Here is a 16665-nt window from a genome sequence, read left to right as displayed (position 1 = left end):
GATTTAGATGGGTCGTTAGCTCAGTCGGTAGAGCAGTTGACTTTTAATCAATTGGTCGCTGGTTCGAATCCAGCACGACCCACCATCATTTCAGAATCCCAGGTCGTTTAGCTCAGCTGGGAGAGCACCTCCCTTACAAGGAGGGGGTCACTGGTTCGATCCCAGTAACGACCACCAGATTGAAAAAGCCCGCAGCAATGCGGGCTTTTTTTATGGCTGTTAGGCATCAGGTTCTCAGCCGCTCGAGCTGGTTGGCCAGCGCCGTCGCGGCCTGTTCCAACTGCTCACTCAGGCGGTGGCTGGCATTGGCCTCCTGCCCCAGGGTGGTGGCGGCATCGCCGATCCGCATCAGGTTCTGGTTGATGGTGTCGCTGACGGCGCTCTGCTGTTCGGCCGCCGTGGCCACCTGGCTGATGTGGTCGTGGATCTGCTGGATTTGGGTGACCACCTGGTTGAGGGCTTCAAACGCCTGCTCCGTCCCTTCTACCGTGCTGGCCGAACGGGCGATGCCGGTACTCATCAACTGCTGGCTGCTGCTGACTTCGGTCTGCAGGCTGCCGATGAGCTGACCTATCTCGTCGGTGGACTCCCGGGTCTTGTTGGCCAGGGCCCGTACTTCATCTGCCACCACGGCAAAACCGCGCCCCATGTCGCCGGCCCGCGCCGCCTCGATGGCCGCATTGAGCGCCAGCAGGTTGGTCTGCTCGGCGATGGCCCTGATCACGTCGAGAATGCGGCTGATATTGGTGCTGCGCTGGGCGACCTGAGCGACCGCCTTGTCGGCCTGATGCATGTCCTCGACCAGAGTGTGGATCTCGTTGCGAGCCCGGCTCAGGGTCTGCTGGGCCGTGCTTATGTGGTGGGTCGCCGTCTCAGACTCCTGAGCCGCCTGTTCCGCATAACCCGCCACGCTGACCGCCGTGGTGCTCATCTGATGCATGGCGCTGACCACGCTCTCCAGCTCCAGGCTCTGCTCATCCAGGCTGCTGCGCATGGTGTCGGCCGTCTGCTTCATGCCGCTGGCCTGCTGGTGCACCTGCTGGCCGATCTGCTTGCTGCCCTGCACCATGCCGCGCAGCTTGCCGAGGAAGGCGTTGAGGTGGCCGCCCAGTTCGATCAGCTCCTGGTGGGTGTCTATCTTCATCTGCTGGGTCAGGTCTCCCTCGTGACTGGCGAGGTGAGACACATGGCGGCTGATGAGGGAGAGGGGGGCCGTGATGCTCTGGATGAACCAGATGAGCAACGCCAGCGCCAGCAGGGTGACGACGACGATGGCGATCAACTGCTGCTGCTGGGTGGCCTGCAGCAGGTCGCCCAGCTGGTTGCTGATGGTGTTGGCCTGGCTGAGGGCCTGCGCCTTGGGCACCTTGATCATCAGCCACCACTGGCTGTCGGCGGCATCGATCCTGACCGGTTGCTGCAGGATGAAGTCGCTCTCCGTGCTCTGTGCCTGGCCGGTAGGGGCCGTGAGGCCGGCTTCCGTCAACGGCCGTCCCAGCTTGTCGGCGTGGCGGTTGCTGCCGACGATGAGCCCCATCTTGCTGACCAGGGTGACCTCGGCCTGGTTGTCGTAAAGGCTCTTGCCGAGGCTCTCGGCCAGTTGCTGGAAGATGGGGAGGTTCATGTCGACGCCGGTGATGCCGACAAATTTGCCTGCCTTCAGGATGGGCACCGTCAGGCTGGTCATCAGCATCTGGTTGCCCGGGCTGATTTCATAGAGATAGGGCTCCATCAGGCAGGGGCGCAGGGTATCGCGGCCGCACAGGTACCACTCGCTGTTGCGAATGCCGAACTCGTTGACCGAGGTGTCGTATTTGGCGGCACTGCTGGTGGCATCCACCGGCTGCTGGCTGATCTGGCCCCCCTGATCCCGGGTAAAGTAAATCTCCAGGCTGCCCTTGCTGGCGACGGAGTGGGAGGCGCCAGCCAGCCAGCTGGCATCCTGACCGTCATAGCCGTCGGGCTCAAACTGGGCGTAGATGGAGCTGATGCCACCAGCTTGCAGCAAGCGGCTGCGAAGCAGCATCTCGACCTGGGGGCGGCTCAGCAGCCCGTCAGGCTGCGTCATGCTGCCCTCCAGCTGGGCTGCCATGCCCAGCGGCACCTGATAGGACTGTTGCAGCAGGGCGGCTATCTGCACCGCATAGCGTTCGGCCTGGAACTGCAGGGTTCGGGATACCTCCTGCTCCAGTGCCTGGCGGGTCTGGCTCACTATGTCGTTGCGCAGGGAGTTCAGCGAGGAGGATTGCATCAGGGTCATGGCGAGGCCGCTGGCGATAAACAGACCCATGGTGAGCAGCAGCAGCTTGGTCTTGAGTGAACGTTGTTTCATCCGACTACTCCTTTGGCAAGAATGACAACGAATGAGATGAGTATATTCGGACGCTTGCACGGCACCCGATTTGTTGATGGGTTTGTGCACGGCTTCTGGTTATAATTTTTGCCTTTCCAAGCGTTGATGGAACAGTCGCAATGAGCAATGCACTGAACAATGTCCCGCCGGTAGTCGAGATGGACTATCCGTTTCCGGCCAAGCCCCTTCCCCTGAGCGCCGAGCAGAAGACGACCCTGATCGCAGACATCAAGGCACTGCTCAAGGAGCGCAAGGCGGTGCTGGTCGCCCACTACTACACGGATCCCGAGATCCAGGCGTTGGCGGAGGAGACCGGCGGTTTCGTCGGTGACTCCCTCGAGATGGCCCGTTTTGGTCGCGATCATGAGGCGCAGACCCTGATCGTCGCCGGCGTGCGCTTCATGGGGGAGACCTCCAAGATTCTGAGCCCACACAAGCGGGTGCTGATGCCGACCCTGGAGGCCGAGTGTTCCCTCGATCTGGGCTGCCCCATCGAGCAGTTCTCCGCCTTCTGTGACGCCCATCCCGATCACATCGTGGTGGTCTATGCCAACACCTCCGCGGCGGTCAAGGCGCGGGCGGACTGGGTGGTCACTTCCAGCATCGCGCTGGAGATCGTCGAGCACCTGGACAGCCAGGGTCACAAGATCATCTGGGGCCCGGACCGTCACCTGGGGGCCTATATCGAGAAGAAGACGGGCGCCGAGATGCTGCGCTGGCAGGGCCACTGCATCGTCCACGACGAGTTCAAGGCCCGCGCCCTGCGCGAGTTGAAGGAGCAGAATCCGGATGCCGCCGTGCTGGTGCACCCGGAGTCACCTGCCTCGGTGATCGAACTGGCCGATGCGGTGGGATCCACCAGCCAGCTGATCAAGGCGGCCAGGGAGCTGCCCCAGCAGAAGCTCATCGTGGCGACCGATCGCGGCATCTTCTACAAGATGCAGCAGGCCTGCCCGGAGAAGGAGATGGTGGAAGCGCCGACCGGTGGCGATGGTGCGACCTGCCGCAGCTGTGCCCACTGTCCCTGGATGGCGATGAACGGCCTGGTGGCCATCAAGTCGGCCCTGACCGATGGCGCCGAGCGTCACGAGATCCATGTGGACGAGGATCTGCGGGTGAAGGCCTTGATCCCGCTCGACCGCATGCTCAACTTCGCCGCCGAGCTCAAGCTCAAGACCCAGGGCAATGCCTGATCACCAAGACAAACAGATGCAAAGAGGGCTCCCGCGGGAGCCCTCCTTATTTATCTGAACCTCATTCGGCTCAGATGATCACGGTGGAGAAGCTGTGCTCTTCATCCGGTGCAACGGTCACGCCTGTCTCGCTGGCGATGGCTGCTTCGACGCAGAGCATGGTGCGATAGCCGTCATCGCTCATGTCGGCCATGGCGCGGGCGCCTTCCAGCCAGGGAGTCCAGACTACCACGCTGTCGTGGTTGCCGCTGACCACTCGGGTCTGACGTTCGCCATCCTGGATGCTGACCTGGGCGTCTGGCTGCCAGTAGACCCGATCCAGCGGCCCGTTCAGGGTCAGGGCGCCCTGCTGCTGGCCATTCTGGCCGGTCAGCTTGTCGGCATAAGGCTCGCCAAGGCCGCTGACGCTCACTGCCTCCGGTGAGCTTATCTGCAGGTAGGTGTGCAGGGCACCGCTGTAGACGAGGGGCTCTTTACCTGTGTTGCGGGTAGTCAGTACCAGGGCCAGCTCCTTGCCCACCAGTACGTCCAGCTCCAGCTCGAAGGCATGAGGCCAGAGCTGACGAGTGGTCTCGTTGTCACGCAAAGACAGATGGACGAGCGTACCGTCGCCGTGATCGGAGACGCCGTCCAGCGTCCACAGGCTGGTGCGGGCAAAGCCGTGGGAGGGCTTGCCGCTGCCGACGCGGGCCGGCGCCGGGCCAAACCAGGGCCAGCAGAGAGGAATGCCGCCGCGAATGGGCTTGCTGCCATCCAGCACAGCCTTGTCGCTGAGCCAGATGGAGGCGGGTTCATCATGGCGCTGATAGCTCAATACGTGGGCGCCAAACAGGCTGATTTCTGCCCTGGCGTAGCCGTTGTCGATGGTCAGCAGCGGCTGGCCTGCCGGATGGTGGCTGAGGGTACAGTGGGCAGTCAGAGTGCGTGTCGGTTGCATGAGGACTCCTGTGCTCGCGCACATTCAGAAGAGAAGGGTGGAATAATCCCGGTCCAGAATACAAAAAGGCGGCCCATGGCCGCCTTTTTCAAGCTACTTGATTGCTTATCCCAAATTACTTGGAGATGTGAGCGATCAGGTCCAGAACCTTGCTGGAGTAGCCCATTTCGTTGTCGTACCAGGATACAACTTTAACGAACTTGTCGGTCAGCTGGATACCAGCCTTGGCGTCGAACACGGAGGTCTGACGCTCGCCCAGGAAGTCGGTGGAAACCACTTCGTCTTCGGTGTAGCCCAGCACGCCCTTCATGGCGCCTTCGGAAGCAGCTTTCATCGCTTCGCAGATTTCTGCGTAGGTGGCAGCTTTCTTCAGGTTGACGGTCAGGTCAACTACGGATACGTCCGGAGTCGGAACACGGAAAGCCATACCGGTCAGCAGGCCTTTCAGTTCCGGGATAACCACGCCAACAGCCTTGGCAGCACCGGTAGAGGACGGGATGATGTTCTGAGCCGCGCCGCGGCCACCGCGCCAGTCTTTGGCAGACGGACCATCAACGGTCTTCTGGGTAGCAGTGGTAGCGTGAACGGTGGTCATCAGACCGGATTCGATACCGAAGGTGTCGTTCAGTACTTTGGCGATCGGAGCCAGGCAGTTGGTGGTGCAGGAAGCGTTGGAAACGATGTCCTGGCCAGCGTAGGTAGCGTGGTTAACGCCCATGACGAACATCGGGGTAGCGTCTTTGGACGGACCGGTCAGTACAACTTTCTTGGCGCCGGCAGCGATGTGCTTGCGAGCGGTCTCGTCGGTCAGGAACAGACCGGTAGCTTCGGCAACAACGTCAACACCGATGGCATCCCATTTCAGGTTGGCCGGGTCACGTTCAGCGGTAACACGTACGGTTTTGCCGTTGACAACCAGGTTGCCGTCTTTGACTTCAACGGTGCCCTTGAAGCGGCCGTGAGTTGAGTCGTACTTCAGCATGTAAGCCATGTAGTCAACGTCGATCAGATCGTTGATACCAACAACTTCGATGTCGTTGCGCTCGCAAGCCAGACGGAAGACGAAGCGACCGATGCGGCCAAAACCGTTAATACCTACTTTGATAGTCATAATTGGTTACCTAACTGTTCAGTAGTCAAAGAAAATTCCGCTTGTAAATTTACTAGAACTCCCCCGCGAGTCAACCAACAATCTGTCTGAAATTGCGCTATATCATGAAAAACTGTGAAATTTATTTTCTGTTTATGTAACTGACTACCAGCTTTTGGCGAAATAACTATCGATGGGACCGGCGTGGCAGTTATCAACAATAGTGCCTACTCGGTCACACAACCAGCCAGACAGATGTGTAAAAATGTGCGCGGTTTAGCATGGCCCATAGAGCCACTGTTCAAGTACCACCCATAAAAATTAATCAAAATAGTATAGATAGAATCCACAGCGGGAATTCTCAAACTATGACCACCCTGATTGAACAGCTGGCTGCCGCTAAAGGTATCGCCAGCGAGTATGTTGATGCCTGGGGCCACCCGGCTCAGGTATCCGAAGAGAGCAAGGCCGCCATGCTGGGCGCCATGGGTTACCGCGTCGACGACGAGGCCGCCCTGACCGAGCAGCTTGAGCAGGAGCACCGCCAGCACTGGCTGCGTGCGCTGGATCCCGTGATGGTGGTCCGCAGCGGCGAGCCCATCACCCTCGAAGTCCGTCTGCCCATCGAATTCGTCAACGACGCCCTCACCTGGCAGCTCAAGCTGGAGCAGGGCGGCCTGTTGTCCGGTCAGTTCACCCCCATCGACGGTGAGCTGGTCGGCGTGGCCGAATTCGAAGAGATGGAGTGCCAGGCCTATCGCGTGGCCCTGGATGTGCAGCCCGAGCTGGGTTATCACGATCTGATCCTGCTGGAGGAGGGCAACGACGAGCCGCTCGCCAGCATGCGCCTCATCGTCGCGCCCAAGGCGTGCTACAAGCAGCCTCCCATCGCCAATGGCCGCAAGGTGTGGGGCCCGAGCGTACAGCTCTACTGCCTGCGCAGCCGCCACAACTGGGGCATCGGCGATTTCAGCGATCTGGGTCAGCTGGTCGAGAAGATGGCCGCCTGGGGCGCCCACTTCGTCGGCCTCAACCCGATCCATGCCCTCTATCCGGCCAACCCGGAGAGCGCCAGCCCTTACAGCCCCTCGTCCCGGCGCTGGCTCAACGTGGCCTACATCGATGTGGAAGCGGTGCCCGAATTCCAAGGAAACGCTGGCCTCAAGGCGGAAGTGGCAAACCCCGCTTTCCAGCAGCATCTGAGCGAGCTGCGTGCCAAGGGCAACGTGGATTACACCGGCGTCATCGAGACCAAGCTCGGCATGCTGCGCCAGGTGTTCGATCAGGCGAGCCTCGGCGCCGAGCGTCAGGCCGCTTTCGATGCATTCGTCGCCGCCGGCGGCGACAGCTTGCAACAACAGGCCGCCTTCGATGCCCTGCAAGCCCACTTCTATGCCAAGGGCGAGAATGCCTGGGGCTGGCCGGTGTGGCCGGAGCCGTTCCGCGACTACCACAATCCTGAAGTGGCGGCCTGGATGGCCGAGCACAGTCAGGATGTGAATTTCTACCTCTATCTGCAATTCCTGGCCGACGAGCAGCTGGCCCGGGCCGACGCCCGTGCCAAGGCGGCGGGCATGGTGATGGGGATCTACCGCGATCTGGCGGTGGGCGTCTCCGAAGGTTCCACCGAGATCTGGGCCAACCGGGATCTCTACTGCCCGAAAGCCTCGGTCGGTGCGCCGCCCGATATTCTGGGCCCGCTCGGCCAGAACTGGGGCCTGCCCCCCATGAACCCGAACCAGCTGTTCGAAGCGGCTTACCAGCCCATGGTGGATCTGTTCCGCGCCAACATGCGCTCCTGCGGCGCGCTGCGCATCGACCACGTGATGGCCTTGCTGCGCCTGTGGTGGGTGCCGCCCGGAGAGTCCGCCGCCAAAGGCGCCTACATCTATTACCCGGTCAACGACCTGCTCGGCATCCTGGCCCTCGAGTCCCACCGCAATCAGTGTCTGCTGATCGGCGAGGATCTCGGTACCGTGCCGGAGGGGATCGACGTGACCCTGAAGGAGAACGGCGTCCACTCCTACAAGGTGTTCTTCTTTGAGCGCTCCAAGGACGATGGTGGCTTCATCTCCCCGGCGCACTATGCCGAGCAGGCGATGTCGGCGCTGACCACCCACGACATGCCGACCCTCAAGGGCTTCTGGCATTGTGACGATCTGGCGCTGGGGCGCGAGCTGGGCTTGTATCCAGATGAAGACGTACTCAAGACCCTGTATGCTGATCGCCACCAGGCCAAGCAGCGCATTCTCGACAGCCTGCACGGCCACGGGGTGATCTCCGGCAACATCAGCCACGACGTGAACTGGGTTGGCATGAACACCGAGCTCAACCACGGTCTGCAACTGCACATGTCTCGCGGCAGCTGCGCCCTGTTCAGCACCCAGCTGGAGGATTGGCTGGAGATGGACAAGCCGGTCAACGTGCCTGGCACCAGTTACGAGTACCCGAACTGGCGCCGCAAGCTCTCCACCGATCTGGAGGATATTTTTGCCAATGAGGCGCTCAAGGCGCTGGCAGGCAAGATGAGCCAGGCCCGTGACGAGGCCAGTCGTTGAGCCACTGCCGACAAAACGTGACTCACTTAAATCCGCTTCGGCCCAGGCCGGAGCGGATGCTCAGCTATGAAAGGAAATCTCGATGCTCGTTGAACGTTTGGTTGCAGCCCGCTGTTCCGATCCCTTCTCCCACTTAGGCCTGCAGGCCAATCCGGATGGGCCCGGCCTCAAGCTGACCGTCTGGTTACCCGATGCCCAGGCCGTAAGGGTCAGGGATCTCAAGTCGGGCAAGATTGTTGCCACCCTGGCGCCCACCGATGATTTGGGCCTCTTTGAAACTGTTTTCACCCGCCGTAAAAATCCCTTCCCCTACCAGTTGCTTGCCGACTACCCAGATACCACCGTCGAGGTCATCGATCCTTATCAGTTCCAGGATGCGGGCTGGGCCGGGTTGGCGGAGCTCACCTACCAGCCGGAAAACCTCTACCACACGCTCGGTGCCCAGCTGCGCACCGTGGAGCATCTGGACCAGCGAGTGGAGGGGGTGCGCTTTGCGGTCTATGCGCCGAGCGCCACCGCGGTGAGCCTCATAGGCGATTTCAACTTCTGGGATGGCCGCCGCCACCCGATGCAGCGCAGCCAGTGCGGTCACTGGGTGCTGTTCGTGCCGGGCCTCAAGGCTGGGGATCGCTACAAGTTCGAACTGAAAGACCCCATGGGCAACCGGCTGCCGCACAAGAGCGACCCGGTGGGTTTCTACTGCGAGCAGTACCCCTCGTTCGCCTCCGTGGTCTATGACCACGACCAGTACCAGTGGCAGGATGCCGCCTGGCGCGAGAGCCAGCTCAACGACAAGCGGGAGCAGCCGCTCTCCATCTACGAGCTGCACGTCGGCTCCTGGAAGCGCCACCCCAACGGTGACAGCCTGAGCTGGCGCGAGCTGGCGGTGGAGCTGGTCGATTACGTCAAAGAGATGGAATACACCCACATCGAGCTGCTGCCGGTCTCCGAGCACCCGTTCAGCGGCTCCTGGGGCTACCAGCCGGTGGGCATGTTCTCCCCCACCAGTCGCTACGGCAGTGCCGACGACTTCAAGTACTTCGTGGACCAGTGCCACCAGGCCGGGATCGGCGTGATTCTGGATTGGGTGCCCGCCCACTTCCCGTCCGATGCCCACGGGCTGGCTCGCTTCGACGGCACTCCGCTCTACGAGTATGAGGATCCGCGCCGTGGCTGGCACCCGGACTGGAACTCCTACATCTATGACTTCGGTCGCAACACGGTGCGCCAGTTCCTGGTGGCCAGCGCCCTGTTCTGGCTCGACAAGTTCCACGTCGATGGCCTGCGGGTGGATGCGGTCGCCTCCATGCTCTATCTGGACTATTCGCGCAACGAGGGGGAGTGGGTGCCCAACGTCGATGGCGGCAACCACAACTACGAGGCGATCAGCCTGCTCAAGTGGACCAACGAGGAGGTGTACGGCAAGTACCCCCACGCCATGACCATCGCCGAGGAGTCCACCGCCTTTGCCGGGGTCTCCCGTCCCACCTTCCTGGGCGGTCTGGGTTTTGGCTTCAAGTGGAATATGGGCTGGATGCACGACACCCTCACCTACATGCAGAAGGAGCCCATTCACCGCCGTTACCACCACAACGACATGACCTTCTCCATGGTGTACCACTATGACGAGAACTTCATTCTGTCGCTCTCCCACGATGAGGTGGTGCACGGCAAGCACTCCATGCTCTACAAGATGCCGGGGGACGAGTGGCAGCAGGCGGCCAACCTGCGCGCCTACATGGGCTTCATGTATGCTCATCCCGGCAAGAAGCTCAACTTCATGGGCACCGAGATCGCCCAGAGCAACGAGTGGAATCACGATGCACAGCTGCCCTGGCACCTGCTGCAGTATCCCAAGCATGGCGGCCAGCAGCGACTGATCCATGACCTCAACCACCTCTACCGTCATGAAGCTGCCTTGTATCAGGCGGACTATGAGCAGAACGGCTTCCGCTGGCTGGATCACAACGACGCCGACAACAGCATCTTCGCCTGGCTGCGGGCCGACAAGCAGGGAGCCAACCCGCTGGTAGTGGCCTGTAACTTCACCCCGGTGCCGCGTATCGGTTATCGCCTCGGGGTGCCTGCGGCCGGTCACTACCGGGTGGTGCTCAATACCGACAGCGAGCATTACTGGGGCAGCAACTATGATGTGGGTCTGGTGTTCGTCGCCGAGCCGACCCCCTGGCAGGGGATGGCGCACAGCATAGTGCTGGACTTGCCGCCGCTCGCGACCTTGTTCATCAAACAGGAGCCTTGATGTTTGCAATGGAAAAGGGGCAGGACTACCCGCTGGGAGTGCTGCTCGACAAGACGGGTTGTCACTTCTGCGTCTGGGCGCCGCAATCGGACAAGGTGGAGCTCTGCCTGTTCGATGAGCAGGAACGGGAGCTGGCCCGCCTCGAGCTACCCGGCCGGCGCGGCCAGTACCGCTTTGGCTATGTGCGCGGGGTTCGGGCCGGCCAGCGTTACGGCTACCGGGTGTACGGCATCTCCCAGGAGGGGATGCTGTTCGACCCGGACAAGCTGCTGATCGACCCCTATGCCAAGGCACTCAGCCGCCCCACCTATTGGGACGATGCCCTCTATCAGGGGGACAGCGCGGCCATGGTGGCCAAATCCGTGGTGGTGGATGATGCATTCGATTGGCAGGGGGTGGGCAAGCCTGCCATCGAGCCTGCCCGCACCGTCATCTACGAGGCCCACGTCAAGGGCCTCACCCGCCAGCATCAGGGGGTGCCGAGCGAGCTGCGCGGCACCTATCTGGGGATCTGCCACCCGCTCATCATCGAACATCTCAAGTCCCTCGGCGTTAGCGCGGTGCAGCTGATGCCGGTGGCGGCCTTCATGTCTGAGCCCAGGCTCGAGCAGCTGGGGCTCACCAACTACTGGGGTTACAACCCCATCGCCTTCTTCGCCCCCGAGCCGCGCTATGCGGCGCAGGAGGCGGTGACCGAGTTCAAGACCATGGTGCGCGAGCTGCACAGGGCCGGGCTCGAGGTGATCCTGGACGTGGTCTACAACCACACCGCAGAGGCGGGCTTCGACGGCCCAGTGCTCTCCTTCAAGGGTTTTGACAACGCTGGTTACTACGCCTTCGAGGCGGGGGCCCACGGCCCCGATTACACTCGCCACGCCAACGTCACCGGTTGCGGCAACAGCGTCAATCTGGATCACCCCAACAGCCTGCGGCTGGTGCTCGACGCCCTGCGCTACTGGGTCACCGAGATGCAGGTGGACGGCTTTCGCTTCGATCTGGCGGTCACCCTGGCGCGCGAGGCGGGGGAGTTCGACCCCATGGGGGCCTTCTTCAAGGCCATGATGGCGGATCCCGTGCTGGCGCGGGTCAAGCTCATCGCCGAACCCTGGGATATCGGCCCCTTCGGCTATCGGCTCGGCCAGTTCCCGAGCCAGTGGCTGGAAATCAACGACCGCTACCGCGACACGGTGCGCGCCTTCTGGCGCGGCGATGCGGGCAAGATGGGGGACTTTGCCACCCGGCTGGTGGGCTCACGGGATCTGTTCCCGAAGAACTGGCGTTCCCCCCATACCAGCGTCAACTACCTCTGCTATCACGATGGCTTCACCCTGGAGGATCTGGTCTCTTACAACCAGCGCCACAACCAGGCCAACGGCGAGGACAACCGGGACGGCCACGGCAACAACCTCTCCTGCAACCACGGCGTCGAGGGGCCGACGCTCGACCCCAGGGTGAACAACCTGCGCCAGCAGCAGAAGCGCAACCTGATCGCCACCCTGCTGCTGTCACAAGGGACACCGCACTTCCTCGCCGGCGACGAGATGGGCCGCAGCCAGCTAGGCAACAACAACGCCTACTGCCAGGACAACCAGATCAGCTGGGTCAACTGGCAGTGGCGACCGGAGGACGAGCGGCTGCTCGCCTTCACCCAGCAGATGATGGCGCTGCGGGCGGAGTCCACCGTCTTCTCCAACCTGCAGCTGAGCGACGACAGCTGGAATGGCGCCCCCAGCAGCTGCCACCAGGTCAACTGGTATCACCCGGATGGCCATCAGCTCACCGATCAGGACTGGCACGCCCCCATGGGGCAGGCTTTTGCCATGGATATAGGGATGATTGGTTGCGGCGGGGAGCGCTGGTTCGTGCTGTTCAACGCCAGCGACTACGACATCCAGTTCCGCCTGCCGCCGCCGGGGGATGGCATGGAGTGGATCCAGACCATCGACACCGCCACCAATGACGGCTTGCCGTTCCTGCCCGACGACATCAAGCGGCAGGTGGCGGTGGGCCGGGCCCACTCCCTCAAGCTGCTGGAGCGGGTAGCCCTGAGTGCGGTGGCGCTGGCGGAGGAAGAGGCGCTGGCCACTGCGGATGTTGCCGCCGTGTTGCCAACGGGATCACAGTTCCCGCTGGCGGGGTAGAGTGCGGCGCCCTGACTGGGTATGCTGGGCACCGTTATTCACGGCAAGGAGTCAGTATGAGCGGCAACACCCCCAACCCCGAGCAGTGGCGCCAGCAGTTGAGCGCCGAGCAGTTTCACGTCTGCTGGGAGAAGGGCACGGAGCGTCCCTACAGCGGCGCCCTGCTCCACAACCGCAAGAGCGGCGACTACCTGTGCGTCTGCTGCAAGAGCGTGCTGTTCCACTCGGATGCCAAGTTTGATTCGGGCTGCGGCTGGCCCTCGTTCGATCGGGCCATCGACGGGACCGTGACCTACACAGAGGACAACAGCCACGGCATGAAGCGGGTGGAGATCACCTGCAGCAAGTGCGGCTCCCACCTCGGTCACGTTTTCCCGGACGGGCCGACCGAGACCGGCCAGCGCTACTGCGTCAACAGCTTGAGCCTGGATTTCGATCCCGAGCCTTGAGCCTGGCGAGCGACATGCATGCAAAAACGGCCCCCTGCCTTGGCAGGGGGCCGTTGCTTTGTGGCCGCCGCCTGGGTCGCTCAGACCAGCAGCAGGGTGGCTCCCATCAACAGGGTCGCCAGCGCCAGGATAGGCAGCCTGAGTGCCCGCAGCAGGTAGAAGCCGACGGCGGCCAGCGCCAGATCGGTGGGCGCCAGTACGGCGCTCTGCCAGACTGGCTGATAAAGTGCCGCCAGCAGCAGACCCACCACGGCGGCGTTGATGCCGGCCACGGCGCCGGCGAGTCGAGGGCGTGCCAGCCAGCTCTGCCAGCAGGGGCCCATTGCCCACAGCAGCAGAAAACCGGGCAGAAACAGCGCCAGGGTCGCCAGCAGAGCGCCGCCCAACGGGGTGGCCGGCAGCAACTGGGCGCCGAGATAGGTCGCCAGGGTGAACATGGGACCGGGCACCAGCTGGGCCAGGCTGTAGCCGGTCAGGAGCTGCTGCTGGCTGAGGCTGTGCCCCGCGCTCTCCGCCAGCAGGGGCAGCACCACGTGGCCGCCGCCAAACACCAGGCTGCCGGCCCGGTAGAAGTCGGCGACCAGCTGGCCGACGGGGCCCCCCAGCAGCGGCAGGCCGACAAACAGCAGGGCGAACAGCAGCAGGGTGGGCCAGTGGGGTCGGCTCACAGCGCCGGCAGACGACAAGGGAGTGCCGCTTTGGTCTGCCTGGCGGGCACAGAGCAGGGCGGTCCCCGCCAGCATGACGAGCTGGGTGAGCAGGCCGGGTTGCCACCAGAGGGCGGCCGCGGTGGCGACCATGATCCCCTGATTGCGCGTTGTCTTGCAGAACTGGCGGCTCATGGTGAGCACCGCATCGGCCACCACCACCAGCGCCAGCAGCTTGAGGCCGTGCAGGGCGGCATCGAGCCAGACGTTGTTGCCGAGCTGGCCCAGACCGATGGCGGCGGCCAGCAACAACAGGAAGGAGGGGAGGGTGAAGCCGGCGAAGGCAGCCAGCGCTCCGCCAAGCCCGGCCCGCTGGCGACCGATGGCAAAGCCGAGCTGGCTGGAGGCGGGACCCGGCAGCAGCTGGCAGAGGGCCAGCAACTGGGCGAATTCGGCCTGGGTCAGCCAGCCCCGCCGCTCGACAAAGGTGCGCTGGAAGTAGCCGATATGGGCGGCCGGCCCGCCAAAACTGATGCAGCCCAACCACAGAAATTGCATGAATACCTGTCCCACCTCGTCGCTCTCCTCGCACATCCCATCAGACGGTGGAGATGATATGACAAAGCGGTGACTTTTTTATGACAAATCAGGGGGCTGCTGGCAGGTAGCCGCGCCTTGTCAGCCGCAGACAATGGCTTATGGGACCGGCTGGCTCGAGGTTGGCAGGTAGCAACGATTCGCCAGCCAGCAGGCGATGGCTTATGGGGCCGGCTGGCTCGAGGTCGGCAGGTAGCAACGATTCGCCAGCCAGCAGACGATGGCTTATGGGGCCGGCTGGCTCGGGGTCGGCAGGTAGCAACGGCCAGCAAGCCAGCAGGCGATGGACTGGCGGCTGGCATCGAAGTGGGGCTCTGGCAGATTGCGCGGGTCGCACCAGACCCAGCCTTCGCACTTCTCCGGCTCCAGCAGCTGGGGTTCTCCCTCTACCTCGGCCAGCAGGGTGACCGAGACATAGTGCAGACCGCTCTCGCGCCAGGTCTCCAGGTTGTTGGTGACGGCGATGACGCTGGGGTTGCTGATCCGAAAACCCGTCTCCTCGGCCACTTCCCGGATCGCGGCCGATTCGAACGTCTCTCCCAGCTCCAGATGACCGCCGGCGATGGACCAGTAGGGGGCGTGGCTCCCCTTGCGCTTGCCAAGCAGCACTTGGCCCTGGCGGTTGGTGAGGATCACGCCGACACCGACGCGGGGATAAGGGGTAGACATAAGAAGGGCTCCTTGCAGGGATGAGCTGGCCGTTAAAACGGCGAATTGCACCATAAAAAACGGGCCCACCTTAGGTCGGATGGGCCCGTCATGCAAGCAGTCTGCGGCGTCAGGCGCCAGTGCGGAGGATCACGCCAGCTTGACCAGCATCTTGCCGGTGTTGCGCCCCTCGAACAGCCCGATGAAGGCCTGCGGCATGCTGGCGAGCCCCTGATAGACGGTCTCTTCGGCCTGCAGGGTGCCGGCGTCGAAGGCCGGGGTCACCTCGGCCAGAAACTCGCCGTAGTGCTGCCAGTGATCGAACACTATCAGCCCCTGCATGGTGAGGCGCTTGCGGATCACCTGGGAGAGGTTGCGCGGGCCGTTCGTCTTGCTCTGGCCGTTGTACTGTTCGATGAGCCCGCACATCACGATGCGACCGTGTACCACCATGTGGTTGAGGGCGGCGTCCAGCATGGCGCCCCCCACGTTCTCGAAGTAGACGTGGATCCCGTCCGGCGCCAGCCGGCCCAGCTCGTCATCGAGATCCGGGGTCTCACGGTAGTTGATCACCTCGTCGGCCCCCAGGCTCTTGAGGTAGGCCACCTTGTCGGCCGATCCGGTGGAGCCGATGACGCGGGCCCCCGTCCGTTTGGCAAGCTGCACCACCATGGAGCCGACGGCGCCGGAGGCGGCCGACACCAGCACGGTTTCCCCAGCCTGCAGTTTGGCGATGTGGTTGAGCCCGGTCCAGGCGGTCATGCCCGGCATGCCGAGGGCGCCGAGAAAGCGCTGGGGCGGCAGGCGGGTGTCGGGCAGTCTGGTCAGCTGGGCGCCGTTGGCGATGAAGCGATCGCGCCAGCCCAGCATGCTGCTCACCCGGTCGCCCACCGCGAAGTCCGGGTGGCGGGAGGCTTCTACCACGCCGATGGCGCCGCCATCGAGGGGGCCGTTGAGGGGGAAGGGGGGCACATAGCTCTTGGCCTCGCTCATGCGACCGCGCATGTAGGGGTCCACCGACAGCCACTGGTTGGTGACCTGTACCTCGCCCTCCTGCAAGGGGGGAAGCGGGACCTCGACCAGGGCGAAGTCGGCGGCGGCGGGCAGGCCGACCGGGCGGCGCAGCAGTTGGATTTGATGGCTGGTGGTATTCATGGCGGTTCTCCCGTTGGATCTGGTGCAAGCCTCGCCGGCGACGGGCTGGGCTCTGTGTGTCGGCGGCGCTGGATGATTTTGTTTGCGTGCAAAATAAAATCAGGTTAATCCTGAAACGGAGGGCTGACAACTGTTTTGTGTGCAAATTATTCAGCTCCTCATGCTCCTGGGGTATACTGGCCCCAGTCGTCAGCGAGGTGCCCCATGAGTGAATTGAAAAAGCAGGTCTGTTTTGCCCTCTACAGCGCCTCCAATGCCGTGATGAGGGCCTACCGGCCGCTACTGGACAAGCTGGATCTCACCTACACCCAGTATCTGGTGATGCTGTCGCTGTGGGCGCGGGACGAGGTGAGTCTCAAGGAGATAGGCCAGGAGACCGGGCTGGATGCGGGTACCCTGACCCCCATCGTCAAGCGGCTGGAGAGCAAGGGCTGGCTGACTCGCACCGTCTCCCGCGAGGATGAGCGGCAAAAATGCATTCGTTTGACCGAGGCGGGCCGCCAGTTGCAGCAGGAGGTGCAGGGCTGCTGTCTGGCAGACAGCTTGCGCAATCAGGTGGATCTGGCCGATGCTGAACTGGCCCAGCTCAAGCAGCTCTGCGATCGCATCTCGGCCCAGCTGGGGCGTTGAGTTCGAC

Annotated in this window: 12 protein-coding genes and 2 tRNA genes; 8 read left to right on the top strand and 6 right to left on the bottom strand. The window is 62.9% G+C overall.

Features of this window, described 5'->3' with window-relative positions; translation table 11 throughout:
• Positions 1–9 precede the first annotated feature (9 nt).
• Positions 10–85: transfer RNA gene (locus AB5Y94_RS06500), tRNA-Lys, on the top strand.
• 16 nt (positions 86–101) lie between these two features.
• Positions 102–177 (top strand) — tRNA-Val (locus AB5Y94_RS06495).
• Between the two features lie 49 nt (positions 178–226).
• Here AB5Y94_RS06495 and AB5Y94_RS06490 read toward each other — a convergent pair.
• Positions 227–2332 carry a methyl-accepting chemotaxis protein gene (locus AB5Y94_RS06490; protein ID WP_368205218.1) on the bottom strand — a complete coding sequence of 702 codons (2106 nt, stop codon included), beginning with the start codon at positions 2330–2332 and terminating at the stop codon, positions 227–229.
• 140 nt (positions 2333–2472) lie between these two features.
• Between AB5Y94_RS06490 and nadA the strand changes: the two genes are divergently transcribed.
• Positions 2473–3546: a quinolinate synthase NadA gene (nadA, locus tag AB5Y94_RS06485; protein WP_017766251.1), complete on the top strand. Its 1074-nt coding sequence runs from the start codon at positions 2473–2475 to the stop codon at positions 3544–3546.
• 70 nt (positions 3547–3616) lie between these two features.
• Here the strand turns inward: nadA and AB5Y94_RS06480 are convergent, their stop codons facing one another.
• Both AB5Y94_RS06480 and gap read right to left on the bottom strand, forming a co-directional pair.
• A complete protein-coding gene (locus AB5Y94_RS06480; protein ID WP_362850548.1) occupies positions 3617–4483 on the bottom strand; it encodes a D-hexose-6-phosphate mutarotase in 867 nt (288 codons plus the stop codon).
• A gap of 115 nt (positions 4484–4598) precedes the next feature.
• Positions 4599–5594 carry a type I glyceraldehyde-3-phosphate dehydrogenase gene (gap, locus tag AB5Y94_RS06475; protein ID WP_005304894.1) on the bottom strand — a complete coding sequence of 332 codons (996 nt, stop codon included), beginning with the start codon at positions 5592–5594 and terminating at the stop codon, positions 4599–4601.
• 347 nt (positions 5595–5941) lie between these two features.
• On the opposite strand from gap, the gene malQ reads away from it, so the two are divergent.
• The 4 genes from malQ (at position 5942) to msrB (ending at position 12981) form a co-directional block, all read left to right on the top strand.
• Positions 5942–8131, top strand: coding sequence for a 4-alpha-glucanotransferase (malQ, locus tag AB5Y94_RS06470; protein WP_368205217.1), 2190 nt, complete (start codon positions 5942–5944; stop codon positions 8129–8131).
• 82 nt (positions 8132–8213) lie between these two features.
• Entirely contained in the window at positions 8214–10391 is a 2178-nt protein-coding gene (gene glgB / locus AB5Y94_RS06465) for a 1,4-alpha-glucan branching protein GlgB (RefSeq protein WP_368205216.1), read from the top strand.
• Positions 10391–12532 (top strand): glycogen debranching protein GlgX, encoded by a 2142-nt coding sequence (gene glgX / locus AB5Y94_RS06460; protein ID WP_368205215.1) that lies wholly within the window; start codon positions 10391–10393, stop codon positions 12530–12532. The genes glgB and glgX overlap by 1 nt, the downstream gene beginning before the upstream one ends.
• A 56-nt stretch (positions 12533–12588) precedes the next feature.
• Positions 12589–12981: a peptide-methionine (R)-S-oxide reductase MsrB gene (gene msrB / locus AB5Y94_RS06455; protein ID WP_368205214.1), complete on the top strand. Its 393-nt coding sequence runs from the start codon at positions 12589–12591 to the stop codon at positions 12979–12981.
• 80 nt (positions 12982–13061) lie between these two features.
• Here the strand turns inward: msrB and chrA are convergent, their stop codons facing one another.
• The 3 genes from chrA to AB5Y94_RS06440 all read right to left on the bottom strand — a co-directional run bounded on the left by chrA (position 13062) and on the right by AB5Y94_RS06440 (position 16028).
• Positions 13062–14222 (bottom strand): chromate efflux transporter, encoded by a 1161-nt coding sequence (gene chrA, locus AB5Y94_RS06450; RefSeq protein ID WP_185450418.1) that lies wholly within the window; start codon positions 14220–14222, stop codon positions 13062–13064.
• Positions 14223–14450: 228 nt separating this feature from the next.
• Positions 14451–14894: an NUDIX hydrolase gene (locus AB5Y94_RS06445; protein ID WP_005304883.1), complete on the bottom strand. Its 444-nt coding sequence runs from the start codon at positions 14892–14894 to the stop codon at positions 14451–14453.
• Between the two features lie 129 nt (positions 14895–15023).
• Positions 15024–16028 (bottom strand): NADP-dependent oxidoreductase, encoded by a 1005-nt coding sequence (locus tag AB5Y94_RS06440; RefSeq protein ID WP_368205213.1) that lies wholly within the window; start codon positions 16026–16028, stop codon positions 15024–15026.
• Positions 16029–16232: 204 nt separating this feature from the next.
• Here AB5Y94_RS06440 and AB5Y94_RS06435 point away from each other — a divergent pair, with 204 nt between their 5' ends.
• Positions 16233–16658 carry a MarR family winged helix-turn-helix transcriptional regulator gene (locus AB5Y94_RS06435; RefSeq protein ID WP_005304877.1) on the top strand — a complete coding sequence of 142 codons (426 nt, stop codon included), beginning with the start codon at positions 16233–16235 and terminating at the stop codon, positions 16656–16658.
• The last annotated feature ends 7 nt before the right edge of the window (positions 16659–16665 follow it).

It is taken from the genome of Aeromonas sp. s5 (genome assembly GCF_040907865.1).
In the GTDB taxonomy this organism is placed as follows: Bacteria; Pseudomonadota; Gammaproteobacteria; order Enterobacterales; family Aeromonadaceae; genus Aeromonas; species Aeromonas dhakensis.
Note: the sequence above shows the minus strand (reverse complement) of the source record. Positions and strands in the feature narration are given on the sequence as shown.

Excerpts from the sequence above, each read along its gene's own strand:
- AB5Y94_RS06490 (WP_368205218.1), bottom strand. The coding sequence starts at position 2,332 with ATGAAACAACGTTCACTCAAGACCAAGCTGCTGCTGCTCACCATGGGT.
- nadA (WP_017766251.1), top strand. The coding sequence starts at position 2,473 with ATGAGCAATGCACTGAACAATGTCCCGCCGGTAGTCGAGATGGACTAT.
- AB5Y94_RS06480 (WP_362850548.1), bottom strand. The coding sequence starts at position 4,483 with ATGCAACCGACACGCACTCTGACTGCCCACTGTACCCTCAGCCACCAT.
- gap (WP_005304894.1), bottom strand. The coding sequence starts at position 5,594 with ATGACTATCAAAGTAGGTATTAACGGTTTTGGCCGCATCGGTCGCTTC.
- malQ (WP_368205217.1), top strand. The coding sequence starts at position 5,942 with ATGACCACCCTGATTGAACAGCTGGCTGCCGCTAAAGGTATCGCCAGC.
- glgB (WP_368205216.1), top strand. The coding sequence starts at position 8,214 with ATGCTCGTTGAACGTTTGGTTGCAGCCCGCTGTTCCGATCCCTTCTCC.
- glgX (WP_368205215.1), top strand. The coding sequence starts at position 10,391 with ATGTTTGCAATGGAAAAGGGGCAGGACTACCCGCTGGGAGTGCTGCTC.
- msrB (WP_368205214.1), top strand. The coding sequence starts at position 12,589 with ATGAGCGGCAACACCCCCAACCCCGAGCAGTGGCGCCAGCAGTTGAGC.
- chrA (WP_185450418.1), bottom strand. The coding sequence starts at position 14,222 with ATGTGCGAGGAGAGCGACGAGGTGGGACAGGTATTCATGCAATTTCTG.
- AB5Y94_RS06445 (WP_005304883.1), bottom strand. The coding sequence starts at position 14,894 with ATGTCTACCCCTTATCCCCGCGTCGGTGTCGGCGTGATCCTCACCAAC.
- AB5Y94_RS06440 (WP_368205213.1), bottom strand. The coding sequence starts at position 16,028 with ATGAATACCACCAGCCATCAAATCCAACTGCTGCGCCGCCCGGTCGGC.
- AB5Y94_RS06435 (WP_005304877.1), top strand. The coding sequence starts at position 16,233 with ATGAGTGAATTGAAAAAGCAGGTCTGTTTTGCCCTCTACAGCGCCTCC.